The organism is Marinobacter zhejiangensis (assembly GCF_900114775.1).
GTDB classification, from domain to species: domain Bacteria; phylum Pseudomonadota; class Gammaproteobacteria; order Pseudomonadales; family Oleiphilaceae; genus Marinobacter; species Marinobacter zhejiangensis.
This window is the reverse complement of sequence record NZ_FOUE01000003.1, coordinates 473857-488531: the sequence shown is the minus strand read 5'-3', so window position 1 is coordinate 488531 and position 14675 is coordinate 473857. Positions and strand designations below refer to the sequence as shown.

Here is a 14675-nt window from a genome sequence, read left to right as displayed (position 1 = left end):
CTCCCCGGCGCTCGCACAGCATCAATATAGACAACATTCCAGATGCGAACCAGTTCACCGCACCCTTGCCACAGGGTTAGCACAAGGCATAAAAAAAGGCGTTCCGAGTGGAACGCCTTTTTTCCGGGAACCGAACTGATCAGATCAATTCAATCGCCATGGCTGTCGCTTCACCACCACCGATACACAGGGAAGCCACGCCCTTACGCTTGCCATAACGCTGCAACGCGTACATCAGGGTAACCAGCAAGCGGGAACCGGTGGAGCCAACCGGGTGCCCCTGGGCACAGGCGCCGCCGTGCACGTTCACTTTCTCCGGGTCCAGTCCAAGCTCACGAATCGGCATCATGGCGACCATGGCAAACGCTTCGTTGATTTCGTACAGATCAACCTCATCCTTGGTCCACCCGGCTTTGTCGAGCAGCTTGTTGATCGCGCCAACCGGTGCACAGGTAAATTCAGACGGATGCTGAGAATGCGTGGAGTGAGCGACGATACGTGCCATGGGTTTGAGGCCGCGACGCTCGGCTTCCGACTCGCTCATCAATACGAGGGCCGAGGCGCCGTCGGAAATGGAAGAAGCATTCGCCGCCGTAACAGTTCCATCTTTACTAAAGGCCGGGCGCAGCGCCGGGATCTTCTCGAGGTTGGCAGTCAGCGGCTGCTCATCATCCTCAACCACCGTATCCCCTTTGCGGGAAGTCACCGTGACGTGAACGATCTCGTCCTTCAGCAAGCCTTCCTTGATGGCGTTCTGCGCACGCTTGAGAGAAGCGATGGCATAGTTATCCATCTCTTCCCGGGTATAACCTTTCTTATCCGCCATCTCCTGGGCAAATGCCCCCATCAGACGACCGGTTTCCGCGTCTTCCAGACCATCCAGGAACATGTGATCCTGAGCAGTGTCTCCAGCCCCCATACGGTAACCTTTACGGGCATTCAGCAGGATATACGGCGCATTGGACATGCTCTCCATCCCACCAGCAACCATCACATCGTTGCTGCCAGCCTTGATCAGGTCGTGGGCAAGCATGGTGGCCTTCATCCCGGAACCGCAAAGTTTGTTGATGGTAGTGGCACCGGTGCTGTCAGGCAGCCCGGCCTTACGCATAGCCTGACGGGCCGGGCCCTGTTTGAGGCCAGCAGGAAGTACGTTGCCCATGATGATTTCCTGAACATCGCCAGCTTCAATACCTGCCCGGCGAACAGCCTCAGCAATGCTGAGGGCGCCAAGATCAACCGCCGACACGGAGCTCAGGCTGCCTTGAAAGCCGCCCATGGGGGTGCGAACACCGCTGACAATCACTACGCTGTCACTACTCATGACCAAAAGTCCTCTTATGGTTATGGCTCAGGCGGACATGGCCCACACTGGCCCTATTTATAGGAATCACCAATACAACCGCTACCCGGTTACGGACGGTGGGGAGCCTCCAAATACTCCCTGGACTGCATTTCCAGCAAACGGGACTCTGTTCGCTCAAATTCAAAGTTAAGTCGCCCGCCGGAGTAAAGCTCATGGATAGGCGCGGCCGCCGACATGATGACCTTGACGTTGCGGTCGTAGAATTCATCAATCATGTTGATGAACCGCCGAGCCTGGTCATCCTTATCACCACCTAGCACCGGCACATTGCTGATGATCACCGCATGAAACTCCCGCGCCAGCTCGATATAGTCATTCTGACTTCGGGGGCCATCGCACAGCACGGAAAAATCAAACCAGACCACATCATCCGCGTGACGTAGCGCCTTCAACTTGCGTCCATTCACATCCAGCTCAAGGGTGTGACTGCCTGATTCCAAGGCCAGCCCGTCATAGCTGCGTCCAAGGCTGGTATCCGCAGACTCATCAAGCGGGCAATGGTATAGCTCGGCCTGTTCCAGGGTCCGCAGACGGTAGTCCACACCACCATCAACGTTGACCACATCCGTATGTTCTTTAACTAACTCAATGGCCGGCAGGAAGCGCGCCCTTTGCAGGCCGTCTTTGTACAAGCCGTCAGGAACAATGTTAGAGGTACAAACCAGTGATACCCCCCGGCTGAACAAACCATCCATCAAGGTTGCCAGAATCATGGCGTCACCGATGTCGGAGACAAAAAATTCGTCGAAGCAGATAACACAGGTCTCGTCAGCGAAGCGCTTAGCCACCAGCTCAAGGGGGTTCTTCTCCCCTTTCAGGGTCTTTAGCTCGTTATGGACCCGCTGCATGAAGCGATGGAAATGCACCCGCATCTTTCGCTCAAATGGCAGCGCCTCATAGAACGTATCCATCAGATAAGTCTTACCGCGACCCACACCGCCCCAAAAGTACAATCCCTTGACCGGTTCCTGACGACCCTTTGCCAACTTCCGGCGCAACCGCACCATGGTTTTTTGGCGCTGACTTTCAGCAACAACCAGTTTGTCGTACAGTGCCTGAAGGCGACGAACAGCGTCTTCCTGAGCGGCATCTTTGTGAAAATCAGGGCGAGTAAGGTCTTGCTGGTAACGTTCCCAGGGTGTCATCGACGGCATTTCCCGAAATTGGATGGTTCTGAACGGCGCGCTATTGTCGCTGATTTTGGCGATTTTCGCCATGGGGGTTGGTATCCGCGCCGCAATGGCAGCAGGCAATACGACGATTGGCGCAGCTATTGCCCATGGGCGATCACTTCATACGGAGTTATACTCGGGGACAGGAGTTTGACACGGCCTCCCCAACAACTAAAAATCCAGGCCAATACAATGGAATTTCTGGCGTCGTTTATCACATGAAAGGACACCGTAGCTTATGACCAACCTGATTCTGGCAGCCATCGTCGCCCTTGTTGCGGGCATTGTTATTGGCTTTTTTATTGGCCGCTCCGGGCAGGGCTCCTCATTACGCCAGCGGCGTGCCGAGCAGCAGATTGACGAGCTGCGCAGCGAGTACACCCGCTACCAGGCCCAGGTCAATGAGCATTTCATGGAGTCTGCTCACCTGCTTCGCCGGTTCAACGATGCCTACCGGGATGTGAACCAGCACATGGCTCGCGGCGCTAACCGCTTGTGCAATGATGAGGACTGGCTTGAGGAGCTGGATCAGGAAACCTCCAGAGCCAGACTCGAAGACGACCGCGAGAGCGGCGTCGAGCCGCCAAGAGATTACGCACCGAAAGTGGATCCCAGCGAAAAAGGGACCCTCTCCGAAGACTACGGTCTGGCATCAAAATCCCGGGAGCAGGCATAACCGCCTGCTCCACTGCTTTCCCAGCCTAGGGCTTGCAGCTACACCGGGTTATCGCAGTCGACAAAACAGTGCTCAATCCCGAAGTGTTCAGCAATCGCCTCACCCAGAGCGCGCACCCCGTACCTCTCGGTCGCATGATGCCCTGCCGAGAAATAGTGAATGCCACATTCACGCGCAGTGTGGGTTGTAGGTTCTGAAATTTCACCACTGATGAACCCGTCCAGGCCTGCTTCGATGGCCTTCGTGATATAGCCTTGGGCCGCGCCAGTGCACCACCCCACGGACGAAATTTCTTCACACCCCTGACCAACATGAAGGGGCGAACGCCCCAAGCAGGAAGCAAGATGGCGCGACAGAGCTTCTGGGCTCATCGGCTCAGGAAGCTCGCCACACCAAACCAGCCCATCAAGGACCCGAGGGTTCTGAATACCCAAGACCCTGGCCAACTGGACGTTATTGCCAAGCCGGGCGTGATCATCCAGCGGCAAATGGTACGCGACCAGGTTAATGTCATGCTCCAGCAACGCTTTGAGTCGCGCACGCTTCATCCCCCGGATTACCGCATCCTCACCCTTCCAGAAGTAGCCGTGGTGGACCAGAAGCATCTGGGCACCCTGCTCGACCGCTGCATCCACCAGGTCCTGAGACGCCGTGACCCCGGAAACAATCCGGGTCACCTCTGTTTGGCCCTCAACCTGCAATCCGTTTGGGCAATAATCCTGGAAGTTGTCCGGCGTCAGCCACTGTGACACCGTCGCCAATATGTCTTCGCGCAGCGCCATGATTCAAAGAATCTCCTGCAACCCTGCCAGCAAGGCATCGTTTTGCTCCTGCGTGCCGATGGTGATTCGCAGATAATCGGAGATTCTTGGCTTATTGAAGTGGCGAACGATAATGCCTTTCGCCCTTAAGGCCGTCATGAGATCCTCTCCGCGGCGCTCCGGGTGGCGCGCAAACACAAAGTTTGCCTTTGAGGGCAACACCTCAAAACCAAAGCCTTCCAGTGCCTCGCTCACCCGGTCTCGCTGGGCGATAACACCATCACAAGCCTCACGGAAATAGGCCTCGTCTTCAAACGCCGCCTTCGCTCCCGCCTGCGCTACCCGATCCAGTGGGTAGGAGTTAAAGCTGTTCTTGACGCGCTGGAGAGCTTCAATCAGTGCGCAATCACCAATCGCAAAGCCAACACGCATACCTGCCAGCGAGCGAGATTTAGACAGCGTCTGTGTCACCAGCAAATTAGGATAACGATCCACCAGCGCAATGGCCGTGTCACCCCCAAAGTCAACATAGGCCTCATCAACCACCACAACACGATCCGGGTTAGCCGCAACAATCTGTTCGACCTGAGCCAGCGGAAGGTAACGCCCGGTGGGAGCATTAGGGTTGGGAAAGATCACACCACCGTTGGGCTGAGCGTAATCTGACGGATCGATTTCAAACTGCTCATTCAGTGGCACAGCACGGCTTTCAACGCGATAAAGACCACAGTAAACCGGGTAGAAACTGTACGAAATATCAGGAAACAGGATGGGCTGCTCGTGCTGGAACAACCCAAAGAAAATGTGCGCCAGAACCTCGTCCGACCCGTTGCCAACAAAGACCTGCTCCGGCGTCACACGGTAATAATCGGCAATGGTCTGCTTAAGCTCAACCGATTCGGGGTCGGGGTACAGCCTGAGGCTGTCCCCGATCACTTCCGCCATGGCCGCCAGCGCCTTGGGCGAAGGGCCATAGGGATTTTCGTTGGTGTTGAGCTTCACCAGGTTATCCAGCTTCGGCTGTTCACCGGGCACATAGGGGACCAGGTCGTTAACCACCGGACTCCAGTACTTGCTCATCACTCAGCCCCATCCTCAATTCGGTATTCCGCTGAACGGGCGTGCGCCGTCAGGCCCTCACCCCTCGCCAGTACCGAAGCAACTTTCCCCATGTCGCTGGCGCCCTTGGCGGAAAAGCCAATAATGGAGGAGCGCTTCTGGAAGTCATAGACCCCAAGGGGCGATGAAAAACGTGCCGTACCGGAGGTCGGCAGCACGTGGTTAGGGCCAGCACAGTAGTCGCCCAGCGCTTCTGCCGTATAACGCCCCAAGAAGATCGCACCGGCATGACGTATTTCGGCGACCAGGGATTCCGGGTCTGCCACAGAAAGCTCCAGGTGCTCCGGAGCAATCCGGTTGCTGACTTTCGCCGCCTCAGACAGATCCGCGACTTCAATCAGCGCCGCACGGCTGTTCAGCGATGCCGCAATGATGTCCGCACGCTCCATGGTCGGCAAAAGCCGGCGAATGCTGGCTTCAACCTGATCGAGATAGTCTGCACTCGGGCTAACGAGTATGGACTGGGCCTGCTCATCGTGCTCCGCCTGGGAAAACAGGTCCATGGCAATCCAGTCAGGATCGGTCTCGCCATCGCAGATCACAAGAATCTCGGATGGGCCGGCGATCATATCGATGCCCACCACACCGAAAACTTCCCGCTTGGCGGTGGCCACATAAATGTTGCCCGGGCCGACAATCTTGTCTACCGAGGGAATGGTGTCAGTACCATAGGCCAAAGCAGCTACCGCCTGGGCACCGCCGATCGTAAAGACGCGATCAACCCCGGCAATCGCCGCTGCGGCCAGCACCATGTCATTCACCACACCACCTGGCGTAGGCACCACCATGATGACTTCTGCCACGCCGGCAACCTTCGCAGGAATGGCGTTCATCAGGACCGACGACGGGTAGGCCGCTTTCCCGCCTGGCACATAAAGGCCGGCCCGGTCGAGCGGCGTGACTTTCTGACCAAGCACCGTGCCATCAGCCTCTTCATACTGCCAAGACGACTGCAACTGGCGCTGGTGGTAGTCCCGCACCCGCTTTGCCGCCGTTTCCAGTGCCGCTTTCTGTTCAGCGGGGATGGTTTCCAGAGCTTGCTGCAAACGTTCACGGGAGACTTCCAGGCCGCTGACCGACCCAGCGTTTACCTGATCAAACTTCGCGGTGAATTCCAGCACCGCCTCATCACCGCGAGTACGTACCTGATGCAGGATATGACGCACCGATTCATTGACCTGATGGTCCACGCTATCGTCCCAAGCCAACAGCTTGGACAGCGCGACATCAAAGTCAGCCGTGGAGGCGGACAATCGGGTAATGGAAACGTCAGTCATAATATCCCCTGCATCTTGGGAGGTTGGTTCAGGCGGTTTCCGCCACTTTGCAGCGCTCGACGGCAGCGCCCATCTTCTCGATGATCGGTTGCAGTTTCTGGTGCTTGATTTTCATGGACGCCCGGTTGGCCACCAGCCGTGTACTGATGTTCGCAATCAGCTCGCGAGGCTCCAGGCCATTGGCCTTCAGGGTGTTCCCGGTGTCCACGATGTCGACGATCTCATCGGCCAGTCCCAGGATAGGCGCCAGCTCCATGGCGCCATACAACTTGATGATATCGGCCTGAAGCCCTTTGCTCGCGTAATAGCGACGAGCCAGGTTAACGAATTTGGTCGCTACCCGCAGCCGCCCTTGGGGCGGTGTGACCCCCTTGGGACCAGCCGTCATCAGCCGGCAACAGGAAATATTGAGATCCAGCGGTTCATAGAGCCCTTCCCCGCCATGCTCCATCAAGACGTCTTTGCCAGCCACGCCCAAATCCGCGCCACCGTATTGCACATAGGTCGGCACGTCGGTGGCACGAATGATCAGCACCCTCACATTCGGATCTGTCGTCGGAAAGACCAGCTTACGGGATTTGTCGATATCATCGAGCAACTCGATACCAGCTTCTTTCAGCAGCGGCAGGGTTTCCTTGAGAATCCGCCCCTTCGACAACGCGATCGTTATGGTGTCAGTCATCATTCCTTCCGGTCAGTTGTTTACGCCGGCAAGCGGCGAATGCTGCCACCCAGCAGCTGAAGTTTTTCTTCAATACATTCGTAACCACGGTCAATGTGGTAGATACGGTCTACGATCGTATCGCCGTCAGCAACCAGCCCGGCGATGACCAGACTGGCCGACGCCCGCAGATCGGTCGCCATAACCGGCGCACCGTGCAGATGATCCACACCCTTGATGATTGCGGCATTGCCTTCGAGGGTAATGTCTGCCCCCATGCGAATCAGCTCTTGCAGGTGCATGAAACGGTTTTCAAAAACTGTCTCAACGATAGTTCCAGTCCCTTCCGCCACCGTATTCATCGCAGCAAACTGGGCCTGCATATCCGTTGGGAAGGCCGGGTAAGGCGCTGTCCTCAGGCTCACGGCCTTGGGGCGATTGCCTTTCATATCGAGTTCGATCCAGTTATCGCCGGTCGTGATGGTCGCGCCCGCCTCTTCCAGCTTGAGCAATACTGCTTCCAGCAGGTCGGCACGGGTATCCTTGAGCTTGACCCGACCACCGGTGGCGGCCGCAGCCACCAGGTAAGTTCCGGTTTCGATCCGGTCCGGCAAAACATCATAGTGACAGCCATGCAGGCGCTCGACGCCATTGATCTCGATGGTTGCTGTGCCGTGCCCTTTGATATCTGCACCCATGGCGATCAGGCACTCAGCCAGGTCGACCACTTCCGGCTCTCTGGCGGCGTTCTCCAGGATGGTCTTGCCTTCCGCCAGGGTTGCTGCCATCAACAGGTTTTCAGTACCGGTTACGGTCACGGTATCCATGAAAATGTGCGCCCCTTTCAGGCGACCATTGGAGCGAGCCTTGATGTAGCCATTCTCCACTTTGATGTCCGCACCCATCAGCTCCAGGCCATGGATGTGCAGGTTGACCGGACGGCTACCGATTGCACACCCGCCGGGCAATGACACTTCTGCCTCGCCAAAGTGTGCCACCAAGGGTCCCAGCACCAGGATCGACGCCCGCATGGTCTTGACCAGCTCATAGGGCGCGTGGAACTGTTTGATGGTGGTGGCGTGAACCTCAACACTCATCTTTTCGTCGATCAGCAGCTCCACGCCCATACGGCCAAGCAACTCGATCATGGTGGTAATGTCGTTCAGATGCGGCAGGTTGCCCACGGTGACCGGCTCATCCGCCAGCAGGGTCGCGGCCAGGATGGGCAGAGCCGCGTTCTTGGCACCGGAAATCCGGATTTCGCCATCAAGCGGCTTACGGCCACCAATCAGTAGTTTGTCCACAATAATTATCCTGTTGGTCGTGGGCAGGGCTTAGCCCTGGCGCGCAGCCCATTGGGCCGGAGTAAATGCCTTGATGGTCAGGGCATGGATGGAGCCATCGGTTAGCTGTTGGTTCAAGGCACCATAGATCAGCTGCTGCTTCTTGACCGGAGAAAGACCGTCAAAGCGCTCCCCTACCGCGATCACCAGATAGTGATTGCCTTCACTTTGCACTTCGATTTCACAGTCCGGCAGAGCATTCTTTACCAGCTCAGCAACTTCACGGGCTTCCATAACAACAGTCCTCGGGGAGAAGTTAATTCAGGAGCGGAATTGTAACCAATTCTGAAGGGCGGGTCAGCTTCTGAAAGCAAGCCGTTAGTGGCCCTCGCCAGCAAACCCGCTAAGAAAATGATGAACGCCACTGAGTGACGCCAAGGAGCAAATCGATTCCGCGACATTAATAAAATGCAGCGGCCGATGCTGGGACTGAGCGCAACGCTGCCAGCACAGAAACAGGGAAAGCGCCGCGCTATGGGCGTCAGGGGAATCGGCAAGATCAACCGTCAGGGGGCCGCTACCAGATCGAATAAAGCTTTCTCCCTGCCCCCGGACCATGAGCACCCCCTGGGCATCGAGGGCTCCCCAAACCTTGAGAACACCCCCGTCCAGACAAACTCCAGCCTGCGCCTCAGGCATTACTGGGTGTCGCCTTCATCTTCAGACGCCAGACCGTCCACTGCACCGGTCCAACCATCAATAACGGCTTGAACATCACCCCCATTGGACTCCATTTCCTGGGCAAAACGGTCACGGAACGCCAGGCCAATATTCACCCCCTCGACGATCACGTTTTCCATTTTCCAGTGCTCGCCGTCCTTGAGATACATGGAGTAGGTTACCGGATAACGGTTGCCTGACGCCGAAATCACCTCCATTTGCACGGAAGCACGGGTGTCATTTTCCGGATTCACCAGGGCCTCTTTCACCTCAATGGAAAACTCCTGGGTTTCAACCAGCGCCTGGGCATAACTGTCAAACAGGCTTCGCTTGAACTTCTCGACAAACGCATCACGCTGCTCAGGCGTGGTCTGACGGGCGTAACGCCCCATCACACGCGCCGCAATCCGACGAAAATCCACAAAATCCTGCAGCGTTTCATCCATGCTGCGGTAAAACGCCTCGGGGTCAGTGACATAAAGACCCCGCTCCTCGTTGAGCTTGCTGACAAGCTTCTGGGTACTGTCATCCACGTACTGCCGCAGATCCTCGCTGGCTGAGGCCGCAGCCGAGGCTGCCAGTGCCTGGATCAGCACAAACATCATTACGAGGTATTTTTTGACCAACGTCATAATCACTCCCTAGTCCGCGCGCTACCTTGGTTAGCACGCAATCACTTCAAAAACCGACATAAATCAGCGCCCGCTGGCGAAATTGCCGATCAAACGTTCAAGATTCAAGGCAGATTGCGTGGAATAAAAACTGTCCCCGTCCGCCATTGAGGTGTCGTCCGCACCCACAGAGATGTCAATGTACTGCTCACCAAGCAGTCCCGATGTACGTATTACTGCCGAGCTGTCGGTCGGAATGTTATCAATCACCCCATCAATATCCATGGTGACACGGGCCTGAAAACTGTCCCGATCGAGTTCAATGGAGCGAATACGCCCCACCGTAACACCCGCCATCGACACCCGGCCTCGCGCCGTCAGGCCACCGGCATCATTGAAACGCGCATAGACCGTATAGGTTGAGCCATTCCCCCCGGGGGTCAGCCCGCTGACCTGCAATGCCAGAAAGATCAGGGCGAACACGCCCAGGAGCATAAACACCCCAACAGTGACTTCCATCGTCCTTCGTGCCATCGTGCCCCCTCAGAAACTTCCGAACATGACCGCGGTTAGCACAAAGTCCAACCCCAGTACCGCCAGTGATGAATAGACCACCGTTTTGGTGGTTGCCGAACTGATGCCTGCCGATGTCGGAACGCAATCATAGCCCTGAAAAACGGCTATCCAACTGCAGACAAAGCCAAACACGATACTTTTGATGATACCGTTCATAACATCATCAAAGAATTCCACGGACGCCTGCATATTCCCCCAAAAGGAACCCTCGAATACGCCCAACCAGTCGACACCAACCAGCTTGCCACCCCAGATTCCAACCGACGAGAAAATGACCGCCAACAACGGCATGGCCAGGAACCCACCCCAAAGCCGCGGGGCAATCACCTGACGTAGAGGGTCAACCCCCATCATTTCCATACTGGACAGCTGCTCAGTCGCTTTCATCAAGCCGATTTCCGCTGTCAGCGCCGACCCCGCACGGCCAGCAAACAGCAGCGCCGTCACGACCGGCCCCAGCTCACGCACCAGAGTCAGCGCAATCATCTGCCCGATGGCGTCCTCGCTGCCATAATCACTGAGGATGGTGTACCCCTGCAGTCCCAGCACCATGCCGATGAACAGCCCTGACACCAGAATAATCGCCAACGAAAGAACACCAATGGCGTAAAGCTGCCGCACCAGCAGCGCAAAGTCAGCTCCGGTTCTTGGCACACCAACCAGCACGCCAGCCAGGAAGATGCCTGACCGCCCGAATGAGCGTGCCAACTCAAGCCCGGAACGGCCCAGGCGGGCAATGCGGTCAATCACGACCCACCCCCTCAATACCCCAGTCGGCCTCCGCCTTCGGCGCCGTATAATGAAAGGGAACAGGACCATCGGGATGGCCTCGCAGGAACTGTTGCACCTGCTCCGAGGGGTGACTCCGTAACTCATCCGGAGCTCCCTGCCCGATAACGTGGCCATCAGCAATGATGCAGGCAAAATCGCAGATGCTGAGAGACTCGGGCACATCGTGGGAAACCAGAACGCTGGTTAGCCCCATGGATCGATTCAGGTCGCGAATCAACTTCACCAGCACGCCCATGGCAATCGGATCCTGACCAGCGAAAGGCTCGTCATACATGATCAGTTCCGGGTCGAGAGCAATGCTGCGCGCCAGCGCCACACGACGGGTCATGCCGCCCGACAGCTGGGCCGGCATCAGGTCACGGGCACCGCGAAGGCCAACGGCTTCGAGCTTCATCAAAACGATGTCCCGGATCATGTCGTCGGGTAGTTTGGTGTGAATTCGCAAGGGGAAGGCAACGTTCTCGAACACGCTGATGTCGGTAAACAGGGCGCCGCTCTGAAACAACATCCCCATCCGCTCCCGCAGCCGGTATAGGGCCGAGCGGCTGAGATCAGGCACCGACTCACCCGCCACCACCACGCGCCCGCTGTCGGGCTTGAGCTGGCCGCCGATGAGCTTCAACAGCGTGGTTTTTCCGGTACCGCTGGGGCCCATAATGGCGGTGACCTTACCCTTGGGAATAGAGAGGGTTACGTCATCAAAAATAGGCCGCCCGTTGCGGGAAAAAGCAACATCCTCAAGCGTAATGTAGGCTTCTGAAGCCATGGTTATCCCAAGATAGACTGACGGTGCGCTCTGGCGTTCGCGGGCAAACGCCAACAGAATGTGGGCTACAGTATTCGAACTCCATCGCAAGCTCAATGTATAGCACCTAAAATATTGGAAATGCAGCGGTAAGGAGCCATTATTCCACACCACCTCACCCGACCCTGTCTGCGCCGAAAGTGATATACTCCGGCAAAATTACCACCCGAATGACCGCGGACCAGCAAAACTATGACCACACACTTCAAGGACGCCGCCCTGCGCGCCATCGCCATTGAGCGGGAAGCGATCGACGCCCTGAACCAGCGAATCAACGACCAGTTCATCAAGGCCTGTGAAGTTATTATGGCCTGCCAGGGTCGAGTGGTCGTGACCGGCATGGGGAAGTCCGGACACATAGGCAAGAAGATTGCCGCAACACTGGCCAGTACCGGCACCCCTTCCTTTTATGTACACCCGGGAGAAGCGAGTCACGGGGATCTCGGTATGATCACCGGCCAGGACGTGGTGCTGGCGATATCAAATTCGGGAAGCACCAGCGAAGTCCTCACTATCCTGCCGCTTCTAAAGCGCATGGGGGCTCCGCTGATCAGCATGACGGGCAACAAGGACTCAGTGCTGGCCAAAGAAGCGGTCGCCAACCTGGATGTCAGCGTTGCGCAGGAAGCCTGCCCCCTCGGCCTGGCCCCGACATCAAGTACCACGGCCACCCTGGTAATGGGAGATGCGCTTGCGGTAGCGTTGCTTGATGAGCGCGGATTCAGCGCAGAGGATTTTGCGTTTTCGCACCCTGGCGGTAGCCTGGGCCGACGCCTTCTGCTACGGGTCTCCGACATTATGCACAGCGGCGACCGCATCCCCATGGTTCGCGAAAACACCCCGCTGAACGCCGCCCTGCTGGAGATTTCCCTCAAAGGACTGGGCATGACCACCGTGATTGATGACTCCGGACAAATGACCGGCATTTTCACGGATGGCGACCTGCGGCGAACCCTTGACCACCCGCTCGACATTCACACCACCCCTATCCAAGAAGTGATGACTCGCAACGGCAAGACCATCTTTGAAGACCAGCTGGCCGCCGAAGCCCTTAAACTGATGGATGAACTCAAGATCAACGCCCTCCCCGTCATCAATCGGTCTGGCGAGCTGACTGGCGCCATCAACATGCACGATTTACTTAAAGCCGGAGTGATCTGATGACAGAGCTCATGCCTTCCTGGCCAGAATCAGCCCTTACCAAGGCCCGCCAGGTCAAACTGCTTGCCCTGGATGTTGACGGGGTTATGACCAACGGCACCCTGCTCTTCAGCGCCAGTGGCGATGAACTGAAAGCCTTCAACATCCTTGATGGCCTCGGCATCAAGCTGCTGATGAAAGCTGGCGTCGACGTCGCTGTGATTACCGGCCGGACATCCCCGCTGACGGAACGTCGCATGAACGACCTGGGCATTCCGTATGTGATGCAGGGGCGCGAAGACAAGCGCACGGCACTGCTCGAGCTCACCACGCAACTGAACATTGAGGCCAGCGCCATCGCTTATATGGGAGACGACCTGCCGGACCTGTCCGCCATCCAGTATGCCGGCTTTGGCATCACCGTCCCCAATGGCCACTGGTTTGTTCGCCAACATGCTGACTATTGCACTACGACCGCCGGCGGACAGGGTGCCGTGCGGGAAGCCTGCGACCTGATTCTCGCGGCACAGGGCCATATTGAGAGTGCCCTTTCAGGATTCCAGGAGTCTCGCTGATGATCGCCGGCGACTTCCTGTCCCGCCCCTGGGTGCGAGCCCTGGCGCTGATCATCAGCTTCGCCGTACTGGTAGCGCTGCTTTGGCAGTCCGACGAACGCCTGCCGCCACTGGAGGCGGAATCATTGCGGGGGCCGTCGGAGCCCGATGGTTTTGTTGTCAACGGACTGTATCGGTCATTTGACGAAGCAGGACAACTCACCACCCTGATCAGCAGCCCCAGGATCGAACAATTTGAAGCATCCGAAGTCGCCATCATGACCAGCCCGGACGCCACGCTGATCGACAAGAACACCGGATCCCCCTGGAAGCTCACCGCGGCGAGCGGTACGTTCCACCAGCAGAAAAATCTGGTTGAACTTGAGGGGAATGTTATTGTTACCCGTCAGATAAGTGATGACCGCCAGGGCACCCTCGAGACTGAACAGCTGACCCTGGACAATGAAAGCAGAACTGTTTTTACCGAGGCCCCAGTCACACTGACTGATGGTCGCACCATCACCCAGGCCACGGGTATGACAGCCTGGATCGATGATCGTATTCTGGAACTCAAGTCACAGGTAATAGGATTGTATGAGCCTGCCACGTCCAACTCCCGGTAATGCCCGAACCCTGTTTGGCGCGCGCGCGATAGCGGCCGCTTGCCTGCTGTTAACACTGGCCTCCACTCCGGCCCTTGCGTTTGACCTGAACTCGAACGAGCCCATCAAGGTCAGCGCAGACAATGCCCGGCTGGATGACAGCCAGGGCATCGTCACCTATACCGGCGACGTCGTAATCACCCAGGTGAACACTCGCCTGCAGGCCGACAAGGTCATCCTGTTTCGCGATGAGAACGGACTGAACCGCATCGAAGCCACAGGCTCGCCCGCCCGTTACAGCCAACCAACCAGCAATCAGGGCGAAGCCACTGACGCCGAAGCTCAAAAGATCACCTATTCCGCACCGGACAATCAGCTGATTTTTGAGAACAACGCAGTGATCACCCAAGGCAACAACCTGTTTCGCGGCGAGCTGATTCACTATGATACCGAGAATCGGGTTGTCACCGCTGAGGGCTCCGGTAGCAGCGGTGAAGGTACCGGCCGGGTTGAGATGGTGATCCAGCCCCGCAATACAACTCAACAAGGCAACTGATCAA

The 14675-nt window shown here is 57.1% G+C and carries 18 protein-coding genes; 5 read left to right on the top strand and 13 right to left on the bottom strand.

The genetic code is table 11. The annotated features are described in order from the left end of the window. Positions 1-139 precede the first annotated feature (139 nt). Both BMZ67_RS12150 and zapE read right to left on the bottom strand, forming a co-directional pair. Entirely contained in the window at positions 140-1324 is a 1185-nt protein-coding gene (locus BMZ67_RS12150; RefSeq protein WP_092022964.1) for a thiolase family protein, read from the bottom strand. Positions 1325-1413: 89 nt separating this feature from the next. Next, on the bottom strand, positions 1414-2511 hold the full coding sequence (zapE, locus tag BMZ67_RS12145; protein ID WP_092023279.1) for a cell division protein ZapE: 1098 nt from the start codon (positions 2509-2511) through the stop codon (positions 1414-1416). Positions 2512-2776: 265 nt separating this feature from the next. On the opposite strand from zapE, the gene BMZ67_RS12140 reads away from it, so the two are divergent. After that, the gene (locus BMZ67_RS12140; RefSeq protein WP_092022962.1) at positions 2777-3214 is read left to right on the top strand and encodes a Z-ring associated ZapG family protein; all 438 of its coding nucleotides are present in this window, start codon (positions 2777-2779) and stop codon (positions 3212-3214) included. A gap of 38 nt (positions 3215-3252) precedes the next feature. Here the strand turns inward: BMZ67_RS12140 and BMZ67_RS12135 are convergent, their stop codons facing one another. The 11 genes from BMZ67_RS12135 to BMZ67_RS12085 all read right to left on the bottom strand — a co-directional run bounded on the left by BMZ67_RS12135 (position 3253) and on the right by BMZ67_RS12085 (position 11780). Continuing rightward, positions 3253-3996: a Nif3-like dinuclear metal center hexameric protein gene (locus BMZ67_RS12135; protein ID WP_092022960.1), complete on the bottom strand. Its 744-nt coding sequence runs from the start codon at positions 3994-3996 to the stop codon at positions 3253-3255. A 3-nt stretch (positions 3997-3999) separates the two neighbouring features. Further along, on the bottom strand, positions 4000-5055 hold the full coding sequence (gene hisC / locus BMZ67_RS12130) for a histidinol-phosphate transaminase (RefSeq protein ID WP_092022958.1): 1056 nt from the start codon (positions 5053-5055) through the stop codon (positions 4000-4002). Next, positions 5055-6371 carry a histidinol dehydrogenase gene (gene hisD, locus BMZ67_RS12125; protein WP_092022956.1) on the bottom strand — a complete coding sequence of 439 codons (1317 nt, stop codon included), beginning with the start codon at positions 6369-6371 and terminating at the stop codon, positions 5055-5057. Before hisD ends, hisC begins: the two co-directional genes overlap by 1 nt. 28 nt (positions 6372-6399) lie before the next feature. Further along, the gene (hisG, locus tag BMZ67_RS12120) at positions 6400-7053 is read right to left on the bottom strand and encodes an ATP phosphoribosyltransferase (RefSeq protein WP_092022954.1); all 654 of its coding nucleotides are present in this window, start codon (positions 7051-7053) and stop codon (positions 6400-6402) included. Positions 7054-7073: 20 nt separating this feature from the next. Then, positions 7074-8336 carry a UDP-N-acetylglucosamine 1-carboxyvinyltransferase gene (gene murA, locus BMZ67_RS12115; protein ID WP_092022952.1) on the bottom strand — a complete coding sequence of 421 codons (1263 nt, stop codon included), beginning with the start codon at positions 8334-8336 and terminating at the stop codon, positions 7074-7076. Between the two features lie 30 nt (positions 8337-8366). After that, positions 8367-8609 (bottom strand): BolA family protein, encoded by a 243-nt coding sequence (locus BMZ67_RS12110; protein WP_092022950.1) that lies wholly within the window; start codon positions 8607-8609, stop codon positions 8367-8369. Positions 8610-8693: 84 nt separating this feature from the next. Further along, the gene (locus BMZ67_RS18850) at positions 8694-9014 is read right to left on the bottom strand and encodes an STAS domain-containing protein (protein ID WP_092022948.1); all 321 of its coding nucleotides are present in this window, start codon (positions 9012-9014) and stop codon (positions 8694-8696) included. Beyond that, complete coding sequence (locus BMZ67_RS12100) at positions 9014-9667, bottom strand: MlaC/ttg2D family ABC transporter substrate-binding protein (protein WP_092022946.1); 654 nt, start codon at positions 9665-9667, stop codon at positions 9014-9016. Before BMZ67_RS12100 ends, BMZ67_RS18850 begins: the two co-directional genes overlap by 1 nt. Before the next feature lie 63 nt (positions 9668-9730). Further along, complete coding sequence (gene mlaD / locus BMZ67_RS12095; protein WP_092022944.1) at positions 9731-10180, bottom strand: outer membrane lipid asymmetry maintenance protein MlaD; 450 nt, start codon at positions 10178-10180, stop codon at positions 9731-9733. Between the two features lie 9 nt (positions 10181-10189). After that, a complete protein-coding gene (gene mlaE / locus BMZ67_RS12090; protein WP_092022942.1) occupies positions 10190-10972 on the bottom strand; it encodes a lipid asymmetry maintenance ABC transporter permease subunit MlaE in 783 nt (260 codons plus the stop codon). Continuing rightward, positions 10965-11780: an ABC transporter ATP-binding protein gene (locus BMZ67_RS12085; RefSeq protein WP_092023277.1), complete on the bottom strand. Its 816-nt coding sequence runs from the start codon at positions 11778-11780 to the stop codon at positions 10965-10967. Before BMZ67_RS12085 ends, mlaE begins: the two co-directional genes overlap by 8 nt. 231 nt (positions 11781-12011) lie before the next feature. Here BMZ67_RS12085 and BMZ67_RS12080 point away from each other — a divergent pair, with 231 nt between their 5' ends. Genes BMZ67_RS12080 through lptA form a run of 4 tightly spaced genes read left to right on the top strand, consistent with a single transcriptional unit; the run spans position 12012 to position 14671 of the window. Next, positions 12012-12980, top strand: coding sequence for a KpsF/GutQ family sugar-phosphate isomerase (locus tag BMZ67_RS12080; RefSeq protein WP_092022940.1), 969 nt, complete (start codon positions 12012-12014; stop codon positions 12978-12980). Further along, positions 12980-13534: a KdsC family phosphatase gene (locus BMZ67_RS12075; protein ID WP_092022938.1), complete on the top strand. Its 555-nt coding sequence runs from the start codon at positions 12980-12982 to the stop codon at positions 13532-13534. The genes BMZ67_RS12080 and BMZ67_RS12075 overlap by 1 nt, the downstream gene beginning before the upstream one ends. Then, positions 13534-14136 carry an LPS export ABC transporter periplasmic protein LptC gene (gene lptC, locus BMZ67_RS12070; RefSeq protein WP_092022936.1) on the top strand — a complete coding sequence of 201 codons (603 nt, stop codon included), beginning with the start codon at positions 13534-13536 and terminating at the stop codon, positions 14134-14136. The genes BMZ67_RS12075 and lptC overlap by 1 nt, the downstream gene beginning before the upstream one ends. Next, positions 14108-14671, top strand: a complete 564-nt coding sequence (lptA, locus tag BMZ67_RS12065) for a lipopolysaccharide transport periplasmic protein LptA (protein WP_175481913.1) — start codon at positions 14108-14110, stop codon at positions 14669-14671. Before lptC ends, lptA begins: the two co-directional genes overlap by 29 nt. The last annotated feature ends 4 nt before the right edge of the window (positions 14672-14675 follow it).

Bases quoted from the DNA above. Each gene is read 5' to 3' on its own strand.
- BMZ67_RS12150 (WP_092022964.1), bottom strand. From the start codon at position 1,324: ATGAGTAGTGACAGCGTAGTGATTGTCAGCGGTGTTCGCACCCCCATG.
- zapE (WP_092023279.1), bottom strand. From the start codon at position 2,511: ATGACACCCTGGGAACGTTACCAGCAAGACCTTACTCGCCCTGATTTT.
- BMZ67_RS12140 (WP_092022962.1), top strand. From the start codon at position 2,777: ATGACCAACCTGATTCTGGCAGCCATCGTCGCCCTTGTTGCGGGCATT.
- BMZ67_RS12135 (WP_092022960.1), bottom strand. From the start codon at position 3,996: ATGGCGCTGCGCGAAGACATATTGGCGACGGTGTCACAGTGGCTGACG.
- hisC (WP_092022958.1), bottom strand. From the start codon at position 5,055: ATGAGCAAGTACTGGAGTCCGGTGGTTAACGACCTGGTCCCCTATGTG.
- hisD (WP_092022956.1), bottom strand. From the start codon at position 6,371: ATGACTGACGTTTCCATTACCCGATTGTCCGCCTCCACGGCTGACTTT.
- hisG (WP_092022954.1), bottom strand. From the start codon at position 7,053: ATGACTGACACCATAACGATCGCGTTGTCGAAGGGGCGGATTCTCAAG.
- BMZ67_RS12110 (WP_092022950.1), bottom strand. From the start codon at position 8,609: ATGGAAGCCCGTGAAGTTGCTGAGCTGGTAAAGAATGCTCTGCCGGAC.
- BMZ67_RS18850 (WP_092022948.1), bottom strand. From the start codon at position 9,014: ATGCCTGAGGCGCAGGCTGGAGTTTGTCTGGACGGGGGTGTTCTCAAG.
- BMZ67_RS12100 (WP_092022946.1), bottom strand. From the start codon at position 9,667: ATGACGTTGGTCAAAAAATACCTCGTAATGATGTTTGTGCTGATCCAG.
- mlaD (WP_092022944.1), bottom strand. From the start codon at position 10,180: ATGGCACGAAGGACGATGGAAGTCACTGTTGGGGTGTTTATGCTCCTG.
- BMZ67_RS12085 (WP_092023277.1), bottom strand. From the start codon at position 11,780: ATGGCTTCAGAAGCCTACATTACGCTTGAGGATGTTGCTTTTTCCCGC.
- BMZ67_RS12080 (WP_092022940.1), top strand. From the start codon at position 12,012: ATGACCACACACTTCAAGGACGCCGCCCTGCGCGCCATCGCCATTGAG.
- BMZ67_RS12075 (WP_092022938.1), top strand. From the start codon at position 12,980: ATGACAGAGCTCATGCCTTCCTGGCCAGAATCAGCCCTTACCAAGGCC.
- lptC (WP_092022936.1), top strand. From the start codon at position 13,534: ATGATCGCCGGCGACTTCCTGTCCCGCCCCTGGGTGCGAGCCCTGGCG.
- lptA (WP_175481913.1), top strand. From the start codon at position 14,108: ATGAGCCTGCCACGTCCAACTCCCGGTAATGCCCGAACCCTGTTTGGC.